The organism is Acinetobacter sp. YH12218 (assembly GCF_013417925.1).
Lineage (GTDB): Bacteria > Pseudomonadota > Gammaproteobacteria > Pseudomonadales > Moraxellaceae > Acinetobacter > Acinetobacter amyesii.
In genome coordinates, this window is the sequence record NZ_VPDB01000021.1 from 22,487 (window position 1) to 49,257 (window position 26,771).

Here is a 26,771-nt window from a genome sequence, read left to right on the forward strand (position 1 = left end):
ATCCAATCTTTATGGCACTCGATCCAATCTGGAAACAACAGCTCACACTCGTCACTTATGGCAATGAATTTCTCAACCAAGGTTTGAGTTTTCAACGTTGGTTGAATCACCACATTTTTGATCAGCACAGTTTCCATTTTCGTGATTTGCTATCACAGCATTTATTGGCTCAACATTTCCAAATTTGGCTAGAAGGCTTAAAAAAACACGGGGTACAACGCTTAAGCTTACATAGCTCTAGCTTGCTAAATGATGAACAAAATCCGAATGCTAACGTTGAACTTCTTCCCTTTGCCCATTTTATTGTGAGCCACGAACAAAATAAAAAGCAGGCATGGATTTTTGGTAAAGAACTTGCCGAGTGGTATAACGCAGAAAATGACTATGAAGCACCTGTATCCCAACAACTACAAATACGTCGCGAAACTTTTTGGCGCTATGAGCTGAACCATAAACTCATTAAACGCATTGAAGCGGATATGCAGTTACCAAAATGGGATGATATTCATAACTTCACTGAAGCAGAATTATTTTTACAAAAACCTGCGGAAGGTTTTATTGAGCCGGAGGTGTTAGGCACACCTTATTATGGTACGCAGCCCGATCTAAGCAGCGAATCAAATGAATCCGCAAAACTCGCACTCTTGCCAACGGATGCACAAGCAGATTTCGCACATGACAGCTTACATCGCTTAGATGCATTAAACCGCCATATACAGTCTAAAATTCAGCATCCCTATCATGCAGATGGCAGCATCTATACACCTGAAGAACAGTTAAATTTACGCCATTTTGCTCAAAAAACTGAAGATTTAACGGCTAAATTTATTGTAAAAGTCGCCAATCACTATAAAACTGCACGTTTAACTCCTGTGGTCGAAAGCTCTCCTCTGGATGGATTTAAAACTGAGCAAAGAAAATCAAATCCTCAGCATGCACACACGCCAAATCCAACCCATAAACCCGGTGCAGGTGGAGTGATTACCTTAATTATTATTACGGTAGTGATTTGCTTATTGGCTTATTACTTCGGACTTTAACTGTATAAATGTGATCAACACTAAAAAGCCCTTCTCATGGAAGGGCTTTTTTATGAACATGCTTATGTATGAAAGACCTCAAAATTATGAGGTCGTTAAATAATTAAACGGACGAATTTCTAATCGAACGCGATGCTGATCGGCATGTTGATTAATATAATGACTGACAGAGACTACTTCCCCCTCAAGCTCTGCGTCTGCACCATACATGATTTTGACTGCCTCACCTTTGCGGGGAATCATTTCGAGCTCTACAGTAATGCTACCTTGACCCATACCAACTATTTCAGCCAACATTTTATTTTCCTTTTGTTCTTTTCTATCCATACATTAGGCATGTCGCAAAGCGCGGTATAAAGATTATTTCTGTAACTTAACTGCACTTTTTATTGATAAAACATCAAAACTTAAACATCAAAAACATAAGAGTCCAATTGTTCTAAAAATGCATCAACTGCATTTGCAGACTTTAAACGAATCCATTGAATATGTTGATATTCAGGTGCATTCATCATCTGTAGATATTTTTCACGATTCTTTTTATGGGTCTTAATCATCCACCAGACAATGGAATCTCGACCAAACATCCGCCATAAACTTTCCTGATTATTTGAATCTGGCCAAAGATCTTGTTTGGACTTAGCCCGAGAAAATGCGCGCTTTACAGAGCGGTATAAATTGACTGGAAACGGAAGGTCTAACCATATCACCGTATCTATTTCCGACCATTTCACCGGAATCGCCCGAGTATAGTTGCCATCAATAACATAACCATTTTTTGCTTTGGCAATTTCAGCTTCGATACGTGCAAAAAAGATTTCGTCAGGACACTCCTGCCAATCATCCAGCCAAAATAGGTTATCCAGTTCAATATAATGTAACCTTAATTTTTCCGCCAAAGCTCTGGAAAAGGTTGATTTTCCAGTGGCTGATGTACCGACTACGTTTATTCTTTTCATTGTCATGATGATCTACTTGAGTCTGGTGAATCTACTCCAAGATAACAGCATTGGATCTGTAGGTTAACTTTTATTCTTTACGATAATCCAAAAGATCTGCATCGATATTGATAAAATCAGGCTTTGGGGTTTGTTCAAATTGAACGGCTAATATATCTGACTGATTAGAAATGCAGGCTTTCGCGACTCGATGCATCCCATCCATCACTCGACCACTGGCACATAAAATAATGGGATAACTTAAGTCTGCATCATTTACCAATTGCAGATGTTCAATAATTTGCTGTGTGGTCGGTACAGATTTTGGAAACCAATATGCTTCATTTAACTCTTGAATGTCATTTACAGGGATTTGCTGAATCTTAAAATTTTGACTGAGTTTTACTAAACGATGTACATCCCAAATATACGTATCATCACCTACTTGGCGGAAGTGATACTGTTTGCGCACCAGGCCGTTACCTTTTGAATCAAATTCAAGCTAAGATAACTTACAATTGAAAAATAAAAAAATGATTCATTATGCTAGATCATTACGAGCAATTTATTCTTGGTTTGCAATATAACGCTCAACGCTTTTTTAACCAGAAAATTTACTATGACGAGATTTTGCACCCATGGTGCGGCCAAGCTTGCGACATTTTCTTAATTCGCGATTTTAAAACCAATGCATTACTACATGACTCAGTTGATCATTTGATTATGTATATGGCTGAAAAGCGGATTAGAACATGCTCACTTTATCCATTTGATCTTCTTTTTGAGCATGCAAAACTTAATCAACATCCTCATTTTGACTTTGTAAAAACCAACTACCCTCTTGCTGTTTTCCACAACAATTTAAATCAAGCCTTTGCACTGGTTCAAATCCAATCTGAAACGAAAATTTTAGATATCAGCCCTATTGGTGATCCTCGGGAGTTTTGGGGTGCAAGTTCCACACAATTTCATGACGCATTCGGACTGTTTACATTAATTGAGCTCAATCAACAACAGCGGAACGATTGCTTTTGCTTTGATAAAAAATCGAGTTGGAGCAGTTTAGTAAATAGCATTCAACTGGATTTATTTGAACATCCGTTTTCTACCCACATTCAGCCTCAATTTAAACTAATCCATAATTTGTATTATTATGGCCTTCTGGATGACTCACTCCCTCTTTTGGAGAATCCTCAAGCTTCACCTCAAGTTGGATTAAGTCTGCTTGAAATGCTCAATTCAATCGAAGCTGCTATCCAAAATTTAAAACATGTAAAAAACGAAAGCTCACCGATCCATTTATTTACAACCGAAGAATATGCACAACTATTGGATTATGAGTACAAACTGTCAGAACACCATGTAGATGTCACGTGCTATACAGCCAATCATTTCAACCGCGAAAATTTAGTCAATGATGAAGAGAAAGCTTTACTCAAACAACTACAGAAAAAATACCCCAAAGTTAATTATTTCAACGCAACATCCGATCAAGCTCTTTCCGCCACCAACACTTCAACAGATAAAGAGCCTGAAAAACCATGGGTTGCATTTTTTTCTTTAGTTTTAATTTTTGCCATGCTATTCGCTTTACTTTATGGCTTTTATTTACTTTTTAAACAATTTGAGTTTATAAAATTTGCCGCAATCACAATTGGCATCATTGTGTTTTTAGCCATATGGTCGAAAAAATAAGATGTCTAATCAAATTCGTCCATAAAAAAAGACCGCTAAAAGCGGTCCCTTTTTAAGTCATAAAGACTTATGCAGCTAATGCATCTTTAGCTTTAGAAGCTAAAGCAGCAAACGCAACTGCGTCATGCATAGCGATGTCAGCAAGTACGCGACGGTCGATAATCACTTGAGCTTTTTTCAAGCCAGCGATCATACGGCTGTACGACAAACCATTTTGACGAGCACCGGCATTGATACGCGCAATCCATAGAGCACGGAATTGACGTTTCTTTTGACGACGGTCACGGTAAGCATATTGACCTGCTTTGATTACTGCTTGGAACGCTACGCGATATACGCGTGAACGAGCGCCGTAGTAACCTTTAGCACGAGCAAGAATTTTTTTATGACGGCGATGAGCCTGTACACCACGTTTAACACGAGCCATTTATAATCTCCTTAGATGTATGGGCACATACGGCGAACTGAAGCAACGTCACTTACGTGAACCATTACACAGCCGCGTAATTGACGGATACGCTTAGCAGATTTTTTGGTCAAAATGTGTCGTTTGAACGCTTGGTGACGTTTAAAACCGTTTGCAGTTGGCTTGAAGCGTTTAGCTGCACCACGGCGAGTTTTCATCTTAGGCATAAGAACCTCTTTTGAACACCTGTTCGGCACGTCTGCACCATTGCAAAGACGCCCTGCAGGTAAGGGAGCGAGTATTCTAAAGCATCTTTGCTCAAAACAAAAGCGAATCTTTCTACCGAATATCGAACTTAATTAATTTTCTGATATAGATTTTCCGATGATTTTATAAGCGATGCCCAATAAGGCTTATATAATGTCGGCACGCCAACTATTAATGTCCATTATGAAACCTGCACAGGATGCTTTTGCAGCCCTACGTTATCGGGATTTCTCGATTGTTACGCTTAATCAATTTTGTCTGACCTTAGCCATTTTGATTCAAGAAATTATTGTTGCTTACTCACTGTATCAAATCACTAAAGACCCGCTAACACTGGGCTTAATTGGTTTAGCCGAAGCAATTCCTTTTATTGCTCTCTCTTTGTGGGGAGGATACTTTGCAGATCGTTTCAATAAACAGACCATTATGAAAATTTGTCTGTTTTTTTCTGTACCGATGCCACTGATTCTTTGGGGGTTATTTCACCAATACGGTCTCGGCCAAATTGATGTCACCCAACTGTCTTGGGGTATTTATGCGGTCATTTTTGGGCTTGGAACGATCCGTGGTTTCTATAATCCCTCGGCAACGTCGCTTAAACCTTTTTTAATCCCGCGGGAGCTCTATGCCAATGGTGCAACATGGACAACGATTGGTTGGCAAAGTGGGGTGATTATTGGGCCAATGCTTGGCGGTTTTATGTTGGCATTTTTAGGCCGTGAAACCAGTTTGCTCAGTGTTGCAGCACTACTAACGGTCTGCTTCGTCCTCATTAATCTGCTCAGTAAACGCAGTTTCCCTAAAATTGAATCTGACAATTTAAAAGATAGTTTAAGTGAAGGCTTCCGCTTTATTTGGAAAACTAAAATTGTGTTGTGGGCAATTTCACTCGATTTGGTTTCTGTCCTATTTGGTGGTGTGATTGCCCTGCTGCCTATTTTCGCTGAAGATATTTTAAAAGTCGGGCCTGAAGGTTTAGGCTATTTACGTGCAGCGCCGTCGATTGGCGCCCTGATCACCATGATTGCATTGACCAAATTCCCTCCAACTCATCATGCATGGCGTAATATGTTATTGGCTGTAGCAGGTTTTGGTGTATTTACCATTATATTCGCATTTTCAAGCCATCTTTGGTTATCACTCTTTGCACTAGCAATGACCGGGGCATGTGACAGCGTGTCAGTGGTGGTTCGTCAGACCATTTTACAGCTCTACCCGCCGGAAAATATGCGGGGTCGTGTTGCTGCGGTGAATGGCATGTTTGTCTCCAGTAGTAATGAACTTGGTGCATTTGAATCTGGATTGGCTGCAAAATATATGGGCACGATCATGGCGACACTGTTTGGTGGCTGTATGACCATGGCTGTAGTTGCGATCAGTTGGGCAAAAACACATGATTTATTTAAAGTAGATATCACCCAAAGTAATGAAAATTTAAAAAAATAAATTTACCGATCATATTAAGGGCAAATATTCATTTTGCCCTTTTTTTATGGATGATTTACACTCTATTTTTCTCCTTTATTTTAATAATTTAAGATTTATTTTATGAAAATTAAAACATTGATTTTACTGAGCAGTATTTTATGTGGCTATTCCTATGCTGATACTAACCTAAACACCATGCCCAAAGAAGTTAAATTAAAATCTAGTGATGTTAGTTGGCTTAGAACACCAAGAATTGACTTTAATGCAAATGATCTAAAAGGTAAGTCTCGTGAATTTCTTGTACGTTTATATGTAAATGAGACTGGTAAAGTGACTCAAGTCGAAACTCTCAAAAGTACAGGCTTAGATTCTTTGGATCGAAAAATCAGCGTATCCTTAAGATATGCAAGATTTAAGCCTTATATAGAGCATGGTCAAGCCACTTCATTTGTTGCTGACCTACCTATTAAACTAGAAACTATTGAAGAAAATACTGATTCCCCAAGTCGTATTTCACCTCAATGCAAAATAGAACTTCATTCAAATGTTTATGAAGCTCAAGACAAAGGCGCAAAAACCGCATTTAAATATCAACGAACTTTGCAATCTATCTATTTAGATCGAAGTCTGTTCACTAAAACTAGTCCGTCTATCTCCATAACATTCACAATGAAAAAAAATACAGCAACCACTCCAGACATTACACTGATAGAAAGTTCTGGTAATCAATATATCGATGAACAAATCAAACAAATCATTTCCCATACAGCAGTTCAATCTAAAAAATCATGGTTTCCATTTTTTAAAATGACAGCTACAGATCAAATTCGTCTCGATAGCAGTGATTGTGAAAATAATTAAATCATTAAAATTAGCCTATAAAATGTAGCTTGATAAAAATATATCTACCTGCATTTGCTAGAGTGACCATGAATAAAAGTCGCCATTTTTTTCATTTACTATGCCTGCTATAAACCTCATGGGATCGCGAATCATGAGCATCCAGCTCATCGGCAAAGACCAATCTTCCTATGTGGTGGCTGTATGACAATGGCTGTAGTAGCAATCAGTTGGGCGAAAACACGTGATTTATTTGGCGTGGACATTACTCACCAGTCGAAAAAATAAGAGAATATTTTTCATTTACACCTTGCCAGTATTTTCAATACAGGAAATACTGCGCAGCAATATCGACTCAATATCACTCTACGACGTGATGCAAGAATAGACTTATGAAACAATATCTGTGCTTAACCCTTTTGGCCTGCGCTCCATTTTCTACAGCGTTTAGTGCTTCAACCAAAACCCATCAACTTCCGGCACAGAATATTGAAGTTGCTCCTGCGCATTTAACCACGCGTTTAAATTGGTCGGTTTTCCCAAAACCATTATATGCCAATGAAGACCTCAAGCAACGTGACCGCGCGGCCATTATTCGTGTTACAGCAAATGCAAAAGGCACCATTACCGATGCAAGTATTGAAGAAAGTACAGGGGTCGATCAACTCGACCGAATCTTAATTTCTGCTGTCAAAAAAGCTAAAGTCAAGCCACATTTAGAAAATGGTGAATCCAAAGCCATTATTGGCTATCAAGCGTTTAATTTGAGAGTTAAAGGCAATACGCCTGAATGTGATTTCAACTTTGATTCAAAAGTTTGGAATGCACAAAGTGCAAATAAGAAAACGCCATTCCAATATGTATCTCAACCAAAATTAGATCTCACTAGTCATGAGTTGAAACAGCACGATCGTAAAGTCAAATTTAACTTTAAAGTGGACAAACACGGACAAGTGAAAAAGGTCAAGATCAAGCAAGGCTCTGGCATTTATGCACTCGATCAGAAAGTCGTTGAAGCACTAAGAAATAGTCAGATCTCGGTTAAACGTACTGCGAGCACCCTTTGGATCTACAAAAAGTCGAACTTTAAAGATGAAATTCAGTTTCAAGTAAATGGCTGTAAATAAGTAATAGATTCAACATTTCAAGCAGGGATTGAATGTTTCAATGCCCTGTTTTATCTCAGAAGAAACCTAAAAATATAAGATAAATACAGAGATAACGCCCGGTTTTCGCTACGGTCACCATGAACACAAAGCGCCAGAAGTTTTCTTTCATTAAACCCGCAATTAAAGTAATAGGGTCTCCAATCATCGGCAGCCAACTCAGTAGCAAAGACCAATAACCATATTTGTGATAAATACCCTGTGCCTGCTGCATTTTCAGCTCTGACACGGGAAACCATGTTTTATTTTTATAATGTTCTACTTTTAAACCGAGCCACCAATTCACACAAGAACCGAGAATATTACCAATACTGGCCACCACAATCAGCAGCCATGGATTATGTTGACCATAGCTCAACAAGCCGAGCAATACGGCTTCGGACTGTAAAGGAAGTAAGGTCGCAGCCCCAAATGCCGCGAAGAATAAAACTAAAAATGACCACATCGAAACGAATGCTTAAAGACCTAATTTTTTCTTCGACTTCAAATATTCAAAATTTGACCAAAGCACTGCTGCAACAATTACAACGATTCTCGACCATTTATATTGTGAAGAAATCGGTTCAATTGCAGCCCGCATGAAGTTTTGATCTTTGGTATGTAAATCTGCAAGAATATTTTGAACATGCACAATTTCAGCGACAAATAGCACTAAGCAGCCTGCAATACCGAAAATAATACTCCAATAGATTCTTGGGTTATTTTCAACAATACGGGTAAAATTTAAGAAAAAGTCTTTCATCGCAAAATCGTCCAACTAAGCCGTCAACAACGCGTTCTTTTCGGCAGCGCCGCATTCTAACACAGCGTTAGAATTTTCTTCTGTCCTATCTAAAATCTTAAGGGGAGTCTTTCCGCACTTTACTTTTATACATGAGACTTCTAATCTGCCACGCAAATATTGAATAATTTTAACTCACTTTATGAAAAAAATTCTTTGCTTAAGTTTTATCGTGTTATTACAAATTTTGACCGCTTTATATGCACAAAGTCCTTCTGAAGTTGCCAAACAACACGTGATTACACAAGATCAAATGATTTGGCAAAAGCGACCTTTCTTTAACTTCAACAATGACGATCTGGGCAATCAAAATCGTGACCTTAGTTTTAAATTGTATGTTTTAGCCACCGGCGAAGTTCAAAAAGCTGAATTAATCAAAAGCTCTGGACTTACACACATTGATAAGCGGGTTGAGCAGTCACTTTTACGTGCCAAGTTCAAACCTTATATCGAAAATGGTGTAGCCTCCCCTTTGTTGCCTTACAGCCCTTCTCACTCAAGACCCTGAAAGAAAACCAAAGACCTTGGTGGAAAAAGCTTCTATTTATTTCGTAAAAAAAGAGCATGTTTCCATGCTCTTTTTTTAAACGTGTATTGCTAAGGCTTTTTGTACCGCTGGACGGGCCGTCAGTCGATCGATATAGTCTTTCACGTATGGATAATCTTCCAGCTGAATTTGCTGCCATTCATGACGCAGTGCCCAAGGCAGAATAGCCATATCTGCAATCGAATACTCTCCAGCCACAAATTTTTGACCAATCAACTGATGGTTCAAAACTTTATATAAGCGTTTAGATTCATTTACATAACGTTCAGTTGCATACGGAATACGTTCAGGTGCAAAACGACTAAAATGATGATTTTGTCCTAACATGGGCCCAAAACCACCCATTTGCCACATCAACCATTGTTCAACTTCAACGCGCTCAAACTCATCTTCTGGATAAAACAAACCTGTTTTACGTCCAAGATATTGCAGAATCGCACCAGACTCAAAAACTGAAATTGACTCTCCTCGTGGGCCATTCTGATCCACGATTGCAGGGATTTTATTGTTCGGAGAAATTCTCAAAAAGTCTGGCTGAAATTGATCATTTTCCAAGATATTAATCGGAAAAATTTGGTATTCCAAACCCATTTCTTCTAAAGCGATGGTAATTTTATGTCCATTGGGTGTACCCCAATAGTAGAGATCAATCATCTATATTCCTTTTTAATTTTCAGTAAGGCAATCTCATTTTGCTTTATGTATAACATGTTTAACCCAGTGAAAGCTTGTCAGTTTTTCTGAAAAGTAACGTTAAAATGTGAATTATCACTTTGCTTTTAAAATCACTTAAGGTACAAAAATTCAAAAAATATAATTTTTTTATAAAAATCCCTTGAAAAAAATCAGCACAGACCGATATTGATACATGTACAAGGATCAAACGATCTTGTTAGTGAACAGTGGATGCCTAGCATCACTGAACATTTCTTATTGTTACAACTTTGCTTATTAAAGAGAGTTCTAATTATGAGTAGTTTAAATCTTAACCCACTTTTCCGTCGTAGCATTGGTTTTGATCGTTTCAACGATTTATTTGATTATGCCATGCAAAGCGACACACCAAATTACCCGCCATACAATATTGAAAAAACGGCTGAAAATAGCTATCGCATTGTGGTGGCAACCGCAGGTTTTACAGAAGATGAACTTTCGCTAAACTTAGAAAATCAAGTGCTAAGCATTTCAGGTAAACCAACTGAAGCGCAAGATACAACTGTGGAATTCCTGCATAAAGGCATTGCTCGTCGTACATTTAAACTGTCTTTACGCTTAGATGAACATATAGAAGTGCAACAAGCCCTATATGAAAATGGTTTATTGACAGTGGACTTACAGCGTATTATTCCTGAAGAAAAACTACCACGCCAAATTCCAATTGGCAAAAAGGCATTGATAGAAAGTCCTGTCCAAGAAAATAGCGCTGAATAAGCCCTCATCTAAAAAGACCCTTCGGGGTCTTTTTTATATTAAGAAAATTAGTTAGATTCAAAACATGACAAACAAGAATAAAAAATCATGCCATCTCAAGAATATAGTGTCTCGATTGCAAATTTTATGTTCTGATTTTCTATTCCAAACTAAATACTCCCTATAGGTGTTTTTAATGAATCTTTGGTGGGTCTGGCTTACAAGCTGTTCATCCACTCTTTTTCATTTTTGGCGTATCTTGCAAAAAATAATCCTACTCTGTATTACTATCTATTTATATGAAATGTACTTTGTTCTGATTGCTTTTATGACATGGAATATACGACCTAATATTACCAAGATGAAACTCTATTGGAGGGTACTGAAAATTCCTATTTCACAGCCTGTTTTATGTAAATAGATCTCACATAGTTAGCTCAATAAAAAGCTTTGCTCACTTTATACCTACATTAAAACTAAATTAAAGCATTTCAAAACGTCTGAATCGAAACAACGATTGAATATCAATTAAAATATAATCAAATTTGTCTTTCTTAAAGAAACTTACTTAATACCCTCAGACATAAGTTCGCATTCATGAATTTTGCTCTATTTTCCAATCAATACGCAGCAAAAATTATTGGTGCCCTTGAACATCATTGAGATTAAAAAACCAAAATATAGGCAAAAAAAAGCACTGCAAATGCAGTGCTTTTTTAATGGATACTTACTTTTTCTTTTTAGGACCAAGCAGCATACCCATTTGACGGCCTTCCATTTTTGGTGTTTGTTCAACAACACCATAGTCAACCACGTCAGCTTCAATTTTTTGCAATTGAGCCAAACCTAACTGTTGGTGTGCCATTTCACGACCACGGAAACGAAGCGTGATTTTTACCTTATTGCCTTCTTCAAGGAACTTGATAATGGCACGTAGTTTAACGTTGTAGTCACCAACATCAGTACCAGGGCGTAGCTTGATTTCTTTCACCTGTACTTGATGTTGTTTTTTCTTCGCTTCTTTTTGCTTTTGTTTTAGATCAAACAAATGCTTGTTAAAATCCATGATTTTGCAGACTGGTGGCTCAGCATTAGCAACAATCTCAACAAGGTCAAGATCTACTGCTTCTGCAGCACGCAAAGCGTCAGCAAGAGATACAATCCCTTTTTGCTCGCCATTTTCGTCTACTAGACGGACTTCTTTTGCACGAATTTCATCATTCAAGGCAGGACGGTTTGATTTTCCGCCCTGTTGATTACGGTCAGGCTGTTTAATCGCTTTTACTCCACAATGTACCGGCCGCGTTCGGCTACGGCTGCTTTTACTAGGTCAACGAATGCATCAATTGACATAGTACCCAAATTTTTTCCAGAGCGAGTACGGACGTTTACAGTACCTTCCTCAACTTCACGGTCTCCAAGAACCAATAAGTAAGGAATACGCTCTAAAGTACGTTCACGAATCTTAAAGCCGATTTTCTCATTTCTCAAGTCTGAAATCGCGCGGATACCGCTTTCTTTAAGTTTAGCGACGACTGACTCACATGCTTCAGCTTGTGAATCGGTAATGTTCATCACACATGCTTGAATTGGAGACAACCAAGGTGGCATGAAACCAGCATAGTGTTCAATAAGTATACCAATAAAACGCTCGAAACTGCCAAGAATTGCACGGTGCAACATTACAGGCTGATCACGGTCGTTATCTTCAGTCACATAAGATGCGTCAAGACGTTCTGGTAAGTTAAAGTCACATTGAATTGTACCGCACTGCCATACACGACCTAAGCAGTCTTTCAATGAGAATTCAATTTTCGGACCGTAGAATGCACCTTCACCCGGTTGAAGTTCCCACTCTAGGCCTGCAGCATCTAAAGCATCTGCTAAAGATTTTTCTGCCATGTCCCAAAGTTTGTCATCACCTACACGTTTTTCTGGACGTGTCGACAACTTCATTTGTACTTCTTCAAAGCCAAAGTCTTTATAAACATCTAAAGTCAATTTAATGAAGTCTGCAACTTCAGTACCGATTTGTTCTTTGGTACAGAAGATATGCGCATCATCTTGTGTAAAGCCACGTACACGCATAATGCCGTGTAATGAACCCGATGGTTCGTTACGGTGACATGAACCAAACTCAGCTAAACGGATTGGCAGGTCACGGTAAGATTTTAAACCTTGGTTGAACACTTGCACGTGACATGGGCAGTTCATTGGTTTTACTGCATAATTACGGTTCTCTGAGTGAGTCGTAAACATGTTTTCAGCATAGTTAGCTGCGTGCCCTGATTTTTCCCAAAGCGTGAAATCAACCACTTGCGGTGTACGAATTTCTTGGTAACCATTAGCTTGTTGAACTTTACGCATGTATTGTTCAAGCACTTGGTAAATCGTCCAGCCGTTCGGATGCCAGAACACCATACCTGGTGCTTCTTCTTGCATATGGAACAAGTCTAACGCTTTACCAATTTTACGGTGATCGCGTTTTTCAGCTTCTTCAATACGTTTGATATACGCAGCTAACTGTTTTTTGTCAGCCCAAGCTGTACCGTAAATACGTTGCAGCTGTTCGTTTTTCGCATCACCGCGCCAGTAAGCACCAGAGATTTTAGTCAGTTTGAACGATTTTAGGAATTTAGTATTTGGAACGTGCGGACCACGACACATATCCAAGTAGTCTTGATGATAGTACAAGCCCATTTGTGTCTCGTTAGGCATGTCTTCAATCAAGCGTAATTTGTAGTCTTCGCCACGTTTGGTGAATTCTGCAATCACTTCGTCACGTGGTGTCATTTTTTTGATGACATCGTAATCTTGATCGATGAGCTTTTTCATGCGCTCTTCGATTGCTGCCATGTCGTCTAAAGTAAAGGGACGTGGCATCCAGATGTCATAGTAGAAACCTTCTTCAATGACAGGACCAATGACCATCTTTGCTTCTGGGAACAATTGCTTAACTGCATGACCCACCAAGTGCGCACAAGAGTGACGAATGATGTGAATACCATCTTCATCTTTAGGCGTGATAATTTGTAGGCTAGCATCTTCTGTAATTAAATCAGACGCATCAACTAAACGATCGTTTACACGACCCGCAACTGTATTTTTTGCTAGACCAGGACCGATGCTTTGAGCAACTTCCATCACAGACACGGCATGATCAAATTGTTTTTGATCGCCATTTGGCAAAGTGATAATTGGCATATAAAAATCCTTAAGGAGTGATGCCCCGTACAATGGAGCATGTCACCGCGAGATTATGATCGAGGGAGACCCTCAAAAGATAAAAACGGTGGATAAATAAAATTCGACCTAAATTTTACACGCCCTGCCAACTTTAATAAACCTCTAATCCCATGGAAGTTGATTTTTCTACCGCCTTTTACAAGACTCCTGATAATTCAAGCAGATTTCAACTGAAATGCGCTTTATGCTGTCAACATAATAATCACGTTCTCATTTATAACTGATGTTACGCACGTAAAAAAAAATTGCGAAACAATTGAACCAAAGAACGTAAGGACGCTTTTTTATTCTCTGAATGTCTCTAAGGCGATCAATTGATCTGATTGATACAACCAAAGCTGTGCAAATTGAGGGATGATCATTTCACTTTGCGCAGGGCGTAAAAAAATATAATCATCTATGTCTATGCTACTTGTCTGCGGAATTTGCACAAGTTCCTGATTACTACTTCGACCATATAATGCATGGGGCTGACTGCCTTGAGGATAAACATAGTCCCCTCGCCAATAGCCTCCATAAATAAACACAGCCTGAGATTTTGCCCAACGACTGAGCCATTCTAACTGTGGTAATTCAGTCCGCGGCAACACTTTTAACACTGGTGTGGCGAGCCACAAGGCACTTTGGAAAGCTTGTAAATTTTTCAGTTCAAAATCTGCGGGTTTTAATAACATCGAGCCAAACGAGACTTCGTTACAGACGCTCTGCTGATAATGAAAACTAAAACTAGGACTACCACCACCATTCCAACAGGTGTGTTCATCACATAAAGTTGGATAGCGCTGTTGTACATAAGCTTTGAATTGTTGATAACTTTTCTGGGACTGTTGATAAGTCTGTTCAGCAGATTGGATCAGCCGTGGAATCTTCGCCACATGTGCGTCATAGCCCATTAATCCTGAAAATTTTAAATGTTGGGGATGTTGAACGATTACATCCAAAACAGCCTTTAGCTCATCGATCGTTTTCAGACCACCGCGGTGTAAACCCACATCGATTTCAATATTGATGCGTAGACACAGTTGATGCTGCTCAGCAAATTTGAGGTATTGGGCTAAACGCTGTTCACTATCAATCAGCCATTGCACTTGCGATTGCGTGGCCTGCAAAACTGCCTTGTCTGCATGCTTCAAGGCCTGAATTGGCATCGGTTTTCCAAACAACACATCGGCTTGTGGCATCGACTCGAAAAGTGTTTTCAGATGTGCAAAATGAAATAGCATGAAACGCTGTGTCTTGAGCTGTGTAGCACAGTGTTGAAGCAATGCCATGCACGCCAAGGATTTCACTACCAAGCGCGGATGCAGACTATGTGGTATTTGCTGCTGAGTGATCACCAAGTTGTGATTTAATGCATCAACATCCACGATTAACTGGGGCATCCCCGTCCCGTTTTGCTTTAACAGCGTATTCAACTGTTGAAAATATGCATCCATGCCATCCCCTTTTTCATATCGTTCAATTGGTCTTCAGTGTTTAACCTTCCACGACGCTTATTCAATCAGTAATTGCTGTAGCTCTGGACTGAGCCACTTTTGCTGAGGATCTAATTCTTGTCGAATATTCAAAAAATCTTGCCACTTGGGGTACACATTTTGAAGCTGCCGCGCATTTAGGCTATGCAATTTCCCCCAATGCGGACGCCCGCCATATTTTAAAAAAATCGGCTCCACGAGCTTAAAGATGACTTGATAATCTTGCTTATAGAACTGATGCACCGAAATTGAGGCCGAATCTTGCTGATAAAACGGACTGAGCCAAATATCATCCCCACGTACAAGTCGATATTCTAGCGGGAAAAACATCGGAACCTTATGTCGTCGAAGGGTATGCAAAATTTCTTCTAAACAATTCATCCCGTGTTGCAGCGGAATCTGGTATTCCATCTCATTAAATTTGGTACTTCGAGCAGAAGGAAAAATTCGACTTGACCAGTCTACGTTGATCGAAGGTTTGACAAAAACACCTAATAATTTTTGTAGCCATGGATTCAGTGGTGGAAAAATTCGCGTCAATTCTGCACAAAGTTTGAGTAATACGTCGTCATCTAAGCACTGTTCTTTTCGAGGTTGAAGGTTATCTTCCGTCTCATCTAAGGTTTTTAAAATAACCTGATCGGCATGACTAAATGCCCAGAACTCAATATGTCGATGTTCATATTGCCATTGCTGCATATTCTGCATGACATCGTTCAGTGGACATAATCGCGTCTGTTCTTTGAGTTTATACATCGGTCGATTTTGCAGCTGTACATGCGTCAGCACGCCTAAACTCCCGAGTGAAACACGCCCTGCTTGGAAAATTTCGCTGTTCTGTTCAGCACTGCATTGTAGTAACTCGCCCTGCGCGGTTAATAACTCAAACCCCTTAACCAGTGCCGATAAACACGGCAATTCGAGTCCTGTGCCATGTGTCCCTGTTGCGATAGCTCCAGCCAAACTTTGACGATCAATATCTCCTTGATTGATCAGTGCCTGATCAAAAGACGCGAGCTTCTCGCCCAAATCAAATAATCGTGTGCCAGCTTGGACGGTACTTTGGCAGCGTTCAGCATCGATATCTAGAATACCTTTGAGATGATCTAAACTTACTAAGGTATCTGTAGTTTTTGCCAAAGGGCTAAAAGAGTGCCCTGCGCCAACCATACGAATCTTAGGTTGGGATTGAACCACCTCCATTAACTGCTCAAGATTTTTCGGTTGTATAAATGACTTCGGGATCGACTTCTGAGCACCTGACCAATTTTCCCATGCAATGTCGTGTTGAATTGTCATATTCATCCTTATCGCCATACTTTTTATTGTATTCAGCCGTATTGTTTTATTTTTGATTTCCGCTTTTGCAATGTTGATGCACAAGCCATCTTGATTTTTTACTTAGATTATACGAAGTTCAGCATCTACTCAAATTTAAGTTTATTGTTATAAAACAGTAAATAAGCCACGATTGATTAAAGAAAAAACCATTCGTTTATATGCACATACAGACTGTTCAAAGTGCTCTATATTATTCGACAAGCATCATTCAAACCAGATCAATAAAAAGGATCACGCATGAAAACATCGGTAAAATCAGCATAAAAAACCAACAACACTTGTATATTTTTCAGCTAAATTATTTATGCTAAAAAATCAATTTTGAGAACCACAGGGTTCATTTTCGTCACTTTATTGTTTTTATTTTATTCATTTTCAATCACTTAAAAATTTAGTGTAAATACTCGACTAAAGCATAAATGCAGAGAAGCTACGGACTGAATTATTGTTAAGTCAGATTTAAAACAAATATACATGGACTTGGAGTACCACGATGGTTAGCGCATACGATGAATTGCCACGGACCCCGGCAAATTTTGTGGCACTTTCGCCTCTACGTTATTTAGAGCGTGCAGCCTATATTTATCCTGATCAGGATGCCATTATCCACGGCAATCGTCATATTTCATGGCGCCAAACGTATAACCGCTGTCGTCAATTTGCGCATCAGTTGCAACAATTAGGCATTGGCAAAAACGACACCGTGTCTGTGTTATTACCAAACGTTCCTGCTATGGTTGAAGCACACTTTGCCGTACCAATGGCGGGTGCGGTACTGAATACGCTAAATACACGCCTTGATGCGAAAACTATTGCCTTCATGCTGGAACATGCAGAAACCAAAGTCCTGTTGGTTGATCCTGAATTCACTCAAGTAGCCACAGAAGCTTTAGCTTTGATCGATCAAGAGATTTATGTCATTGATGTTGCAGATGCAGAGTTTGAAGGCACAGCACAACCGATTGGACAAATCGAATTTGAAGACTGGTTGGCGCAAGGCGATGCGAACTTTGAATGGCACTTACCTCAAGATGAATGGGATGCGATTAGTTTAAGCTATACCTCGGGTACCACAGGGAATCCAAAAGGCGTGGTGTATCATCACCGCGGCGCATATATCAATGCAGCGAGTAACATCATTGCTTGCGGCATGACGCCACGTGCAACGTATCTGTGGACGCTTCCTCTATTCCACTGTAATGGCTGGTGCTTTGCTTGGACAATGGCAGCCAATGGCGGAACCAATATTTGTCTACGTAAAATTGACCCTGAACTGATTTTCAAATTGATTGCAGAACACAAAGTAGATTATTTCTGCGGTGCGCCAATCGTACTTTCAATGTTGATCAATACGCCTGAAGAGAAAAAAGTGCAATTTGACCATCGCGTTGAAGTGATGGTTGCTGGTGCAGCGCCACCTGCAGCGATTATTGAAGGGATGCGTAATATTGGTATTAATGTCACACATGTCTATGGTTTGACTGAAACATATGGTCCATCGGCACTTTGCGCATCGCAAGCAGGTTGGTCTGATCTTTCCATTCAAGAACAAGCACAGTTGCATTCTCGCCAAGGTGTGCCATACCCGCTTCAAGATGGTATGAAAGTCATTGATCCTGAAACCATGTTACCTGTTCCGCATGATGGCCAGACCATGGGTGAAATCATGTTCCGTGGCAACATCGTAATGAAAGGTTATTTGAAAAACCCAGAAGCAACGGCTGAAGCCTTTGCCGGTGGCTGGTTCCATACAGGTGACTTAGCGGTCTGCCAACCCGACGGTTATGCCAAAATTACTGACCGCTCTAAAGATGTAATCATTTCAGGGGGTGAGAACATTTCATCGCTCGAAGTGGAAGAAATTCTGTATCAACACCCTGCTGTACTGACCGCTGCAGTGGTTGCAAAGCCTGACCCTCGTTGGCAAGAAGTGCCTTGTGCCTTCATTGAATTGAAAACAGGCAAAGAGGCAACACCTGAAGAACTGATCGAATTCTGTAAACAACATCTTGCACGTTTCAAAGTGCCAAAAGATGTGGTGATTACCGAAATTCCAAAAACCTCGACAGGTAAACTTCAAAAGTTTGTTTTACGTGAATGGGCTAAAGAGCGCGCTGTTGGTGAATTTGGTTAATATTAAAACTCAAAAGCCAAGCTTGAATTTTTCACCATTCAAGCAAAAAAAAAGCGACCTGATCAGGTCGCTTTTTAATGTAAAGTCTACATCTTCACGCTTTGCTTTAATGATCAGATCATGTTGAATTATCTGATCATTGAGCTATCTAAGCACTTGGCTATCTAATAATGCATTAGTTATCAGATAATAAAGCCACTTGTTGAATGTAGTTAAACAATTTCAACTTCGATGCAGTCAGTTCTTCTTCGCTTACATTTTTGGCTATATCACGTTGAATACGCAAAATATGCTGACGAATAGGATGATGTTCAGCAGCATTATGTGCTTTCATGAACTCTTTAATGACTGGATCACCTTGGGCAATCATACGTTCAGTCCAGCGTTGAAGCTGCGCTGTTTTTTTCGCACCTTGCTGTGGGGTTAAATAAGATAAAATCATGGTTTCATCTTCATTACGCAGCAATTTACCTACACGTTGAAACTGACGGCGTCGTGCTTCATGTGAAGTAATTGTTTGTGCATCTAGTAGTGCTTCGATCAGACGCTCTTCAACAGGAAGATTTTTAATCTGTTTAGGATTCAGTTTTGCAAGTTCCTCGCCCAAAGCAGCCATACGTTGTACAGCTTTCTTTTGCTCAGTTTTACTTGCACGTCCTTCTAAGGATTCAAAGTCTTCTTCGGTATAGCGGTTCGGTCGACGTGCCACGTTTAATCTGCCTCGTAAAATTTTGCTGCAAACAGTGCTTGAATTTCAGACAAAGCTTTTTCTTCATCTGCACCTTCAATCACTAAGCGTAAAGTTGTGCCCTTGCCTGCGCCAAGCATCAGCAAAGACATAATATTTTTGGCATCTACTAATTTTCCACCCTTACCAATTTGAATCGACGAGCGAAATTTGGTCGTGACTTCGATTAGCTTGCCAGATGCACGCGCATGTAAACCCAGTTTATTAATTACGTCAACAGTTGTGTCGATCATGACCAGTGCTTCATTTCTCTATGTAGAACCTGAATAGACCATTTTGCCTCAAGTGCTTTTTTTAGTCTATCTACGATATATACCGAACGGTGTTGCCCACCTGTACAACCGATCGACACCGTCATGTAATGACGATGCCCTTCGGCAAATGCCGGCAGCCATTTATCCAAGAAATGATAAATATCTTGGAACATTTCATTGGTTTGTTCACTTTGCTGTAAAAATTGACGAACTGGCTCATCTAATCCTGAATACTTACGTAATTCCATATCCCAGTGCGGATTGGGCAAATGACGGACGTCAAAAACATAATCTGCATCGAGTGGAATACCATGCTTATAGCCAAAAGACTGTAAGATCAAAATTAAATTATCTGCCTGTCCAAGTTTAGACAGCAAGGTATGTTTTAAATCATGTACACTCTTATCTGTAGTATCAATATGTACTGTCGAGCGTAATTGAATCGGCAACAGTAAAGATTTTTCTTCCTGTATGCACTCATTTAAACTTTTGAAACGACTTGCCAACGGATGGGGACGTCGAGATGAACTGAATCGCGCAATCAATTCCTGATCACGCGTGGTCAAATAAATAATATCGACTGAGCCATGGCGTTGTAGCTGTTGAAAAACCAAATCGAACTCTTGTAAATCTGCACGTGTACTGCGGACATCCACACCCAGTGCCAATTGTTCAAGATTATTTTCTGAATCGAGTTTTTCAACAATTTCGGGGAGTAAGGCCAATGGCAAATTATCGATACAGTAATAGCCCAAATCCTCAAGTATCTGTAATGCAGATGACTTTCCAGATCCAGATTGTCCTGTAACAATTAAAATGCGCTTCATCGCTTGCTACCCCATAGCCGTTTTAAACTGCAGTATATTTAACCTGCATATTATCAATAAGACGTGTTGCGCCTAATTTAGCCGCAATAAACAACACCACGTCTTGATCAAATTCTTCAATTTTCTGTAATTCAGGTGTACGTGCTTCAACATAGTCCACAACAAAACCCGCTGCTGTCAATATTGCTTTAATATTCGCTAACACATCTGCCAGTTGAGTTCCAGCATGTAATTCTGCCTCAGCCGTTTTCAAGCTTTGGTAAATCGTTGGTGCAATCGCACGATTTTCCGCACTTAAATAACCATTACGTGAGCTCAATGCTAAACCATCTTCGGCACGAGTAATCGGCACACCAATCACTTCTAGTGGAATATTTAAGTCACGTACAAACTGACGAATCACTGCAAGTTGCTGGTAATCTTTTTGCCCAAAGAATGCAAAATTCGGTTGAACAATATTAAAGAGTTTTGTCACAACAACAGCAACACCGTCAAAATGACCCGGACGCTGTTCGCCACACAAATCATTGGTAATGCCGCCCACGCTAATATTAGTTAAGCGCGGTTTGTTGCCATACATTTGTTCAACAGTCGGCGCAAACACGATGTCACAACCCACTTCAGCCAATAAGTGCTGATCTTGTTCCAAAGTACGTGGATAGTTGTCAAAGTCTTCATTTGGACCAAACTGAATTGGGTTAACGAAAATACTCACCACCACGACATCACACAGTTTACGTGCTTCACGAACTAAATTAAGGTGACCTTCATGCAAGTTCCCCATCGTTGGTACAAAACCAATGATTTTGCGCGCAGCACGTGCTGGATTTAGCGATGCACTTAAACCTTGAATCGTTGTTTCAGTTTTCATGTCTTACAGCTCAATTTGGAATGTATGTTCTTTGGCAGGGAAGCTACCATGTAATACGGCAGCATGATACGCCTTAAACGCATCCACAATTGCCGTTTCCCCTGCTTGCTCTTTCATAAAGTTGCGAACAAATTTCGCCACGTGACTAAACGTCAGTCCCAACATATCTTGTTGAACCAAGACTTGAGCATCCGTTTCTGCACCGGCACCGATCCCAATCACAGGTGTATTTGGGAATAATTCACTAATTTCTTTACCCACTTGGGCAGGAACACATTCCAAAAGTAAAATTGCTGCACCTGCATCAACCACAGCTTTACAATCTGCAATGAGTTGATCCGCGGTTTCGCGTGTACGTGCTTGCACTTTATAACCGCCAAACACATGAACCGATTGCGGAGTTAACCCTAAATGCACACACACTGGAATACCATTACGGGTCAATACTTCAACTGTTTCTGACAACCATGCGCCACCTTCCAATTTGACCATCTGCGCGCCTGCTTGCATCACGATCTTTGAGTTCACTAAAGCGTCATTCAAAGTGGCATAGGTCATAAATGGCAAATCAGTCAAAATAAACGCATGTTTATTGCCACGACGCACTGCAGCAGTGTGATATACCATATCTTCAACAGTGACAGGCAAAGTTGAGTCATTCCCTTGAATGGTCATCCCCAATGAATCACCAATCAGAATACTATCGACTTCAGCAACTTCCATTGCTTTTGCCATGCTCGCATCATAGCAAGTCAGGCAGGAGAATTTGCGGCCTTCCGCTTTAAATTTTTTCAAGTCACTTAGACTAATCATTTCAATATTCCTCAGATGACGGCTTTCTCAAGTGGTCATACAAAAATTAAAGATGGGCCCAGTTTCCTGCATCCAATACAGTTAAATTTGGATTATTCAAAATAGGTAAATCTTTTAATGTTTGTCCTTTAATCTGTAGATTCTCATCTAAATCCAACAAAGGTTTCAACACAAAATCACGTTCTAAAACACCAACATGAGGCACCGTCAAACGTTCATTTTGAATGTGCTGTTCACCATAAATCAGTAAATCTAAATCCAGTGTACGCTCCCCCCAATGACGTAGGCGTACACGCCCCGACTCTTGTTCAAAGCGTTGCAATTCATCCAACAAGGCCAAAGGCGCTAGATCCGTTTCTAATGCAACCGCTGCATTTAAATAATTCGGCTGATCTTGTGGCCCCATTGGCGGGCTTTGATACAGTTTTGAGACTTTCACTTTTCCGAGTGTTGCAAGTTTATGCACCGCTTCACTAAGGATCTGTAGAGAATCACCTAAATTACTGCCTAAACCAATATATGTCAGCGTCATTGTGTTGGCCCAAAAATAACCTGAGTCAAATCTCGTTTCACACGTTTACGTTTTAAAATCGGATGATCTGCACCGATTTCACCACTGGCTGACGCTGCAACGATTGACACTGTCTCTAGACTATTGGCATGTGATTTAGGCTTACGTTGACGGCGACTTCTGCTTTCTGGTTCATTCACCAGCGGTTCAATTTCAACTTGCTGATGAGTAGAAGTTTTGGCTTCCACATCTTCATGCGCCGCTTTACGACGACTCTTGGCACGCTGACGATTGTATTGGCTAATTGCTCGTTCTTTTTCGTCAGTGCTCATCTGCTGATAAGCATCCCACCACTGGCCCATACCTTGCGTGCTTGTATCGCCCGATTTTTCACGCAGAAGCAAGAAGTCAAAGCCTGCACGGAAACGCGCATGACCTGATAGTGCTTCAATTTGCTGTGGTTTTGGATTCAGCAAACGGGTTTGCATTTCCCAAACTTCACGAATAAATGTTTCGGCAAAGCGTGGAATAATGGTTCGTGTAGCCTGACGTTTCAATACATCTAAACCAGCTTGAGCACGTGCTTCAGCAGGAACTACACCTTTGTTTAGATAGAACGTACAACGTTCTTGGAACGGAATCCACAATAACACGGCATAGAAAAATGCAGGGTTAATGGTTTTCCCAATCGAAATACGTTGATCGGTATTTTTTGCAGCCAACTCAATAAATGGCGTTACAACCGGTTTGATATCTGCAAATAATTGATACCAAATACCAAAATCGATCAGCATCGGTAAGACGCGATTGAGATGCCCCATGGTAAAAAGCTTTTGTGACTCATCGTATAAACGATGTGGAGACACATCACGCAGCAATTGAGTAAGTTCTGGAGTAAAGACATCCAGAATTTTTTGATCAATATTAAAGTTTAATTTGGCTGCAAAACGTAAAGTCCGAAGCATCCGCACAGGATCTTCTTCAAAACGGAGTTGTGGATCACCCAATAAACGCAACGTTTTATGTTTTATGTCATCTACTGCATGACAAAAATCTAACACTTCGCCTTTGCGTGGTTGGTAATACATCGCATTGATCGAGAAGTCACGGCGTGCAAAGTCTTGCTCAATCGTACCCCAATTATTATCACGTAAAATCATGCCCGCAGCAGAAGTCACGGCTTTTTTAGGCGGCGCACGGAAGGTCGCAACTTCGATCAGTTCACGTCCTGAGTAGACATGCGCCAGCTCAAAACGACGACCAATAATTCGGCAACGTCGCCCGAAGACCTCTTTCACCTGAGCTGGTGTCGCATTAGTTACGGCATCAAAATCTTTAGGTGCATGACCCAACATTAGGTCGCGGACACTGCCACCCACGATATAAGCTTCATAGCCTGCCTTAGTTAAGGCATCAATCACATCTAAAATGGAAGAAGGTAATTGTGCGGTTGATAAACCACATTTGGACGCGCGCAAAGTTTGCAAAAGACGCTGTCTCCTACGTCTGAACGTAAAATTCTTAAGATGTCGCTAATGATATCTCTAACACAATCAAAGGGCAATTTGATTATCTCGATGCTCAAGCTGAGCTTAACCTAATTCTTTTTTTTACACTTCACTTAAAGTGCCAATTTTGCTTTATTTTTAGCAAACAGCGCAGGACCGATTCCCTTAACTTGTTGAATATCATCAATGCTTTTAAATAAGCCATTACTTTTGCGATATTGCACAATTGCTTCTGCTTTTTTCTGACCAATTCCATGCAATGTCTGCAGTTCATCGACTGAGGCTGTATTTAAACGTACCTGATCTGTTCGACTATTTTGTTGGGTGCTGGGTCGTGACAAATAATAGTTGGCATTGCTCGGTGCAGTTGCCACTTTGGACTTCGAGGCCTCAGATTGCTTTTTTAATTGCTGATCTTGAGCTTGCTGCATGGCTTTCCATTCCGCGTAGCCCGAAGGGCTTTGAGCAAAAGTTAAATCTGCCATTAAACCCAAAACCAAGACAAGTAGTTGCGTAAAGTATTTATTCTTTAGGATGTGGTACATATTTAGCCTGTTGTTTTAATTGTTGTTTTGCCTGTTCCCACAACTGATCCATTTCAGTCAGAGACAGGTCTTCTACATGTTTTTGTTGTAATGTGGCCTGTGCTTCAATATAAGCAAAGCGGCTTCTAAATTTATGAATGGTACTTAACAGTGCCATCTCACTTGAGATGCCAATCTTACGTCCAACATTCACAAGAGAAAATATGCAATCACCAAATTCATCAAATATTTCGTCGGATTTTTTGCCTGCTAAGGCCTCTTTTAATTCCCCCAGCTCTTCCTCAAGCTTGCCATAAGCCCCTTCAATATCTGGAAAATCAAAGCCAATTTTCGCCACATTTTTTTGAATTTCATCTGCTTGGCTTAATGCAGGTGCATGTTTAACTTCATCTAATCTTGATGCTGATTTCCCTGCTTTTTCTTGTTGTTTAATCTGTTTCCATAGTGTTGCCACATCATTCGCATTAAGTGCTGAGAATTGCTCTGCCTGAAACACATGGGGATGACGGCGAATTAATTTATCTGTAATCGCTTGCACCACATCTTGAAAATCAAATGCGCCTTGTTCGCTATACATCTGCGACTGAAAAACCACTTGCAGCAACAAATCCCCCAGTTCATCTCGCACATCGTCAATCTGACCTGAACGAACCGCCGCTTCAACTTCATAGGCCTCTTCTATAGCATAACGAGTCAGACTTTCTGGGGTTTGCTTTTGATCCCATGGACATTTTTCACGTAATTCTTTCATCACTGCTAATAATTGTTCCATGTGAACTCCAGCTATTTACTCATCAGTACATTGTTTCGCTTACAGAATTTGATATGCTCAAAATTCACTCAGGGAATGAGCAACTCAATTCAGGGAAGCATAACATGCAAAGTATTTTTATTAGCGGTGCAGGACAAGGGATTGGCGCAGCAATTGCACGACTGTTCATACAACAAGGCTATAAAGTTGGGCTCTACGACATTAACCAATCTCAAGTCACCTCATTAGCTGCTGAACTCGGTAGCCATGCCAAAGCTGGGCTTTTAGATGTGACACAACCAGAGCAATGGCAAAGCGCTTTAGCTGAATTTGTTGCTTGGGCAGGTCAGCTGAATATCTTAGTCAATAATGCCGGAATTCTGTATTCAGGCAGCTTTGAACATACGGAACTGTCTGCACACCACCGAACGATTGATATCAATGTCAAAGGGGTGATAAACGGTTGCTATGCGGCATTCCCCTATTTACAACAAAGCAATTTTGCTCGTGTGATTAACCTCTCTTCGGCTTCAGCTATTTATGGACAAGCAGATTTAGCCAGCTATGCCACATCTAAATTTGCTGTACGTGGGCTCACTGAAAGCTTAGATATTGAATGGCAAAAATACAATATTCGCGTTTTAGATGTGATGCCTTTATTTGTTCAAACCGCGATGGTGCAAGACATGGATGCCCAAAGCATTAAGAAAATGGGCGTCAATCTTCAACCGAGCGATGTCGCTCAGCAAATTTATACCTTGGTACAAAAAAAGGATACGGTCTTAATGGCCACACATACACCTGTGGGGATGAAAGCTAAATTTTTATTTAATTTATCGAAGTTTAGCCCGCAATTTGTCAACCGCTTAAGTAATATTTGGATTGCACAAAAACCCAAATAGTAACGTGTTACTAATCATTTAATTTTGCAATCATATTTGTACGAAAATTACACAAAGTTACACAATTGTCACATTTTAACAGGACAAAATTCCTTTTTTTGAATAATATTCACCCGCCCATTACTTTCGGGTGTTTATTCTCTAACAATAAAAGTGAATTATTTCATGAAAAAATTACTTGTTCTTGCAACTGTTACTTCTATAGGACTTACGCATTGACTGATTCAAAAAAGTATTAAAATACTTTATAAAGTATCTGTGATCAGACGAATTAAACATGCTTCTACAGCAACTTGTACATTACCCATTTATATGGGCTTTCTCATG

30 protein-coding genes are annotated in these 26,771 nt (G+C 40.1%); 9 read left to right on the plus strand and 21 right to left on the minus strand.

What is annotated here, in order from left to right:
- Positions 1 to 11 precede the first annotated feature (11 nt).
- Positions 12 to 1,040 (plus strand): hypothetical protein, encoded by a 1,029-nt coding sequence (locus tag FTV03_RS07945; protein WP_180040899.1) that lies wholly within the window; start codon positions 12 to 14, stop codon positions 1,038 to 1,040.
- An 84-nt stretch (positions 1,041 to 1,124) separates the two neighbouring features.
- Here the strand turns inward: FTV03_RS07945 and FTV03_RS07950 are convergent, their stop codons facing one another.
- From FTV03_RS07950 to FTV03_RS07960, 3 genes are all read right to left on the minus strand, one after another.
- Positions 1,125 to 1,337, minus strand: coding sequence for a hypothetical protein (locus FTV03_RS07950; protein ID WP_111884721.1), 213 nt, complete (start codon positions 1,335 to 1,337; stop codon positions 1,125 to 1,127).
- A gap of 110 nt (positions 1,338 to 1,447) precedes the next feature.
- Positions 1,448 to 1,999, minus strand: coding sequence for an adenylate kinase (locus FTV03_RS07955; RefSeq protein ID WP_180020965.1), 552 nt, complete (start codon positions 1,997 to 1,999; stop codon positions 1,448 to 1,450).
- Positions 2,000 to 2,069: 70 nt separating this feature from the next.
- On the minus strand, positions 2,070 to 2,450 hold the full coding sequence (locus FTV03_RS07960) for a hypothetical protein (protein ID WP_180020967.1): 381 nt from the start codon (positions 2,448 to 2,450) through the stop codon (positions 2,070 to 2,072).
- A gap of 251 nt (positions 2,451 to 2,701) precedes the next feature.
- Between FTV03_RS07960 and FTV03_RS07965 the strand changes: the two genes are divergently transcribed.
- The gene (locus FTV03_RS07965) at positions 2,702 to 3,673 is read left to right on the plus strand and encodes a hypothetical protein (RefSeq protein WP_180040901.1); all 972 of its coding nucleotides are present in this window, start codon (positions 2,702 to 2,704) and stop codon (positions 3,671 to 3,673) included.
- Between the two features lie 67 nt (positions 3,674 to 3,740).
- Here FTV03_RS07965 and rplT read toward each other — a convergent pair whose 3' ends face one another.
- Together rplT and rpmI are read right to left on the minus strand one after the other, a co-directional pair.
- Positions 3,741 to 4,100 carry a 50S ribosomal protein L20 gene (gene rplT / locus FTV03_RS07970; RefSeq protein WP_004647525.1) on the minus strand — a complete coding sequence of 120 codons (360 nt, stop codon included), beginning with the start codon at positions 4,098 to 4,100 and terminating at the stop codon, positions 3,741 to 3,743.
- Positions 4,101 to 4,111: 11 nt separating this feature from the next.
- Positions 4,112 to 4,306 carry a 50S ribosomal protein L35 gene (gene rpmI, locus FTV03_RS07975; protein WP_065994397.1) on the minus strand — a complete coding sequence of 65 codons (195 nt, stop codon included), beginning with the start codon at positions 4,304 to 4,306 and terminating at the stop codon, positions 4,112 to 4,114.
- A 223-nt stretch (positions 4,307 to 4,529) separates the two neighbouring features.
- Here rpmI and FTV03_RS07980 point away from each other — a divergent pair, with 223 nt between their 5' ends.
- The 3 genes from FTV03_RS07980 (at position 4,530) to FTV03_RS07990 (ending at position 7,741) form a co-directional block, all read left to right on the plus strand.
- On the plus strand, positions 4,530 to 5,792 hold the full coding sequence (locus FTV03_RS07980; protein ID WP_180040928.1) for an MFS transporter: 1,263 nt from the start codon (positions 4,530 to 4,532) through the stop codon (positions 5,790 to 5,792).
- Between the two features lie 102 nt (positions 5,793 to 5,894).
- A complete protein-coding gene (locus tag FTV03_RS07985) occupies positions 5,895 to 6,635 on the plus strand; it encodes an energy transducer TonB (protein WP_180040902.1) in 741 nt (246 codons plus the stop codon).
- A gap of 371 nt (positions 6,636 to 7,006) precedes the next feature.
- Positions 7,007 to 7,741, plus strand: coding sequence for an energy transducer TonB (locus tag FTV03_RS07990; protein WP_180040904.1), 735 nt, complete (start codon positions 7,007 to 7,009; stop codon positions 7,739 to 7,741).
- 55 nt (positions 7,742 to 7,796) lie between these two features.
- Here FTV03_RS07990 and FTV03_RS07995 read toward each other — a convergent pair whose 3' ends face one another.
- Together FTV03_RS07995 and FTV03_RS08000 are read right to left on the minus strand one after the other, a co-directional pair.
- The gene (locus tag FTV03_RS07995) at positions 7,797 to 8,225 is read right to left on the minus strand and encodes a YqaA family protein (protein WP_078192638.1); all 429 of its coding nucleotides are present in this window, start codon (positions 8,223 to 8,225) and stop codon (positions 7,797 to 7,799) included.
- A gap of 12 nt (positions 8,226 to 8,237) precedes the next feature.
- Positions 8,238 to 8,522, minus strand: coding sequence for a hypothetical protein (locus tag FTV03_RS08000; protein ID WP_180040906.1), 285 nt, complete (start codon positions 8,520 to 8,522; stop codon positions 8,238 to 8,240).
- Between the two features lie 181 nt (positions 8,523 to 8,703).
- On the opposite strand from FTV03_RS08000, the gene FTV03_RS08005 reads away from it, so the two are divergent.
- Positions 8,704 to 9,069, plus strand: a complete 366-nt coding sequence (locus FTV03_RS08005) for an energy transducer TonB (RefSeq protein ID WP_180040908.1) — start codon at positions 8,704 to 8,706, stop codon at positions 9,067 to 9,069.
- Between the two features lie 75 nt (positions 9,070 to 9,144).
- Here FTV03_RS08005 and FTV03_RS08010 read toward each other — a convergent pair whose 3' ends face one another.
- Entirely contained in the window at positions 9,145 to 9,762 is a 618-nt protein-coding gene (locus tag FTV03_RS08010; protein WP_168378472.1) for a glutathione S-transferase N-terminal domain-containing protein, read from the minus strand.
- A 315-nt stretch (positions 9,763 to 10,077) separates the two neighbouring features.
- Between FTV03_RS08010 and FTV03_RS08015 the strand changes: the two genes are divergently transcribed.
- The gene (locus tag FTV03_RS08015; protein ID WP_168378471.1) at positions 10,078 to 10,539 is read left to right on the plus strand and encodes an Hsp20 family protein; all 462 of its coding nucleotides are present in this window, start codon (positions 10,078 to 10,080) and stop codon (positions 10,537 to 10,539) included.
- Positions 10,540 to 11,245: 706 nt separating this feature from the next.
- Here FTV03_RS08015 and infC read toward each other — a convergent pair.
- The 4 genes from infC to FTV03_RS08035 all read right to left on the minus strand — a co-directional run bounded on the left by infC (position 11,246) and on the right by FTV03_RS08035 (position 16,538).
- A complete protein-coding gene (gene infC / locus FTV03_RS08020; protein WP_078192643.1) occupies positions 11,246 to 11,794 on the minus strand; it encodes a translation initiation factor IF-3 in 549 nt (182 codons plus the stop codon).
- Positions 11,795 to 11,799: 5 nt separating this feature from the next.
- Positions 11,800 to 13,722 (minus strand): threonine--tRNA ligase, encoded by a 1,923-nt coding sequence (gene thrS, locus FTV03_RS08025; protein ID WP_180040910.1) that lies wholly within the window; start codon positions 13,720 to 13,722, stop codon positions 11,800 to 11,802.
- 326 nt (positions 13,723 to 14,048) lie between these two features.
- Entirely contained in the window at positions 14,049 to 15,200 is a 1,152-nt protein-coding gene (locus FTV03_RS08030; protein ID WP_180040912.1) for an alanine racemase, read from the minus strand.
- Positions 15,201 to 15,257: 57 nt separating this feature from the next.
- Positions 15,258 to 16,538 carry a D-arabinono-1,4-lactone oxidase gene (locus FTV03_RS08035; protein ID WP_180040930.1) on the minus strand — a complete coding sequence of 427 codons (1,281 nt, stop codon included), beginning with the start codon at positions 16,536 to 16,538 and terminating at the stop codon, positions 15,258 to 15,260.
- A gap of 535 nt (positions 16,539 to 17,073) precedes the next feature.
- Between FTV03_RS08035 and FTV03_RS08040 the strand changes: the two genes are divergently transcribed.
- Complete coding sequence (locus tag FTV03_RS08040) at positions 17,074 to 18,714, plus strand: acyl-CoA synthetase (RefSeq protein WP_180040914.1); 1,641 nt, start codon at positions 17,074 to 17,076, stop codon at positions 18,712 to 18,714.
- Positions 18,715 to 18,889: 175 nt separating this feature from the next.
- Here FTV03_RS08040 and yjgA read toward each other — a convergent pair whose 3' ends face one another.
- The 9 genes from yjgA to mazG all read right to left on the minus strand — a co-directional run bounded on the left by yjgA (position 18,890) and on the right by mazG (position 25,563).
- Positions 18,890 to 19,423, minus strand: coding sequence for a ribosome biogenesis factor YjgA (gene yjgA / locus FTV03_RS08045; RefSeq protein WP_078189593.1), 534 nt, complete (start codon positions 19,421 to 19,423; stop codon positions 18,890 to 18,892).
- Between the two features lie 2 nt (positions 19,424 to 19,425).
- On the minus strand, positions 19,426 to 19,695 hold the full coding sequence (locus tag FTV03_RS08050) for an HPr family phosphocarrier protein (protein WP_067763492.1): 270 nt from the start codon (positions 19,693 to 19,695) through the stop codon (positions 19,426 to 19,428).
- Positions 19,692 to 20,543, minus strand: coding sequence for an RNase adapter RapZ (gene rapZ, locus FTV03_RS08055; RefSeq protein WP_180011688.1), 852 nt, complete (start codon positions 20,541 to 20,543; stop codon positions 19,692 to 19,694). Before rapZ ends, FTV03_RS08050 begins: the two co-directional genes overlap by 4 nt.
- Positions 20,544 to 20,565: 22 nt before the next feature.
- Entirely contained in the window at positions 20,566 to 21,414 is an 849-nt protein-coding gene (gene panC / locus FTV03_RS08060; RefSeq protein WP_180040916.1) for a pantoate--beta-alanine ligase, read from the minus strand.
- Positions 21,415 to 21,417: 3 nt separating this feature from the next.
- The gene (gene panB / locus FTV03_RS08065) at positions 21,418 to 22,227 is read right to left on the minus strand and encodes a 3-methyl-2-oxobutanoate hydroxymethyltransferase (RefSeq protein WP_180040918.1); all 810 of its coding nucleotides are present in this window, start codon (positions 22,225 to 22,227) and stop codon (positions 21,418 to 21,420) included.
- Positions 22,228 to 22,273: 46 nt separating this feature from the next.
- Entirely contained in the window at positions 22,274 to 22,759 is a 486-nt protein-coding gene (folK, locus tag FTV03_RS08070) for a 2-amino-4-hydroxy-6-hydroxymethyldihydropteridine diphosphokinase (protein WP_180040920.1), read from the minus strand.
- Positions 22,756 to 24,225, minus strand: a complete 1,470-nt coding sequence (pcnB, locus tag FTV03_RS08075; RefSeq protein WP_180040922.1) for a polynucleotide adenylyltransferase PcnB — start codon at positions 24,223 to 24,225, stop codon at positions 22,756 to 22,758. Before pcnB ends, folK begins: the two co-directional genes overlap by 4 nt.
- 134 nt (positions 24,226 to 24,359) lie before the next feature.
- Complete coding sequence (locus tag FTV03_RS08080; RefSeq protein WP_180034878.1) at positions 24,360 to 24,791, minus strand: ComEA family DNA-binding protein; 432 nt, start codon at positions 24,789 to 24,791, stop codon at positions 24,360 to 24,362.
- Entirely contained in the window at positions 24,769 to 25,563 is a 795-nt protein-coding gene (mazG, locus tag FTV03_RS08085; protein WP_180040924.1) for a nucleoside triphosphate pyrophosphohydrolase, read from the minus strand. Before mazG ends, FTV03_RS08080 begins: the two co-directional genes overlap by 23 nt.
- Before the next feature lie 104 nt (positions 25,564 to 25,667).
- Here mazG and FTV03_RS08090 point away from each other — a divergent pair, with 104 nt between their 5' ends.
- Complete coding sequence (locus tag FTV03_RS08090) at positions 25,668 to 26,444, plus strand: SDR family oxidoreductase (protein WP_180005383.1); 777 nt, start codon at positions 25,668 to 25,670, stop codon at positions 26,442 to 26,444.
- Positions 26,445 to 26,771 lie beyond the last annotated feature (327 nt).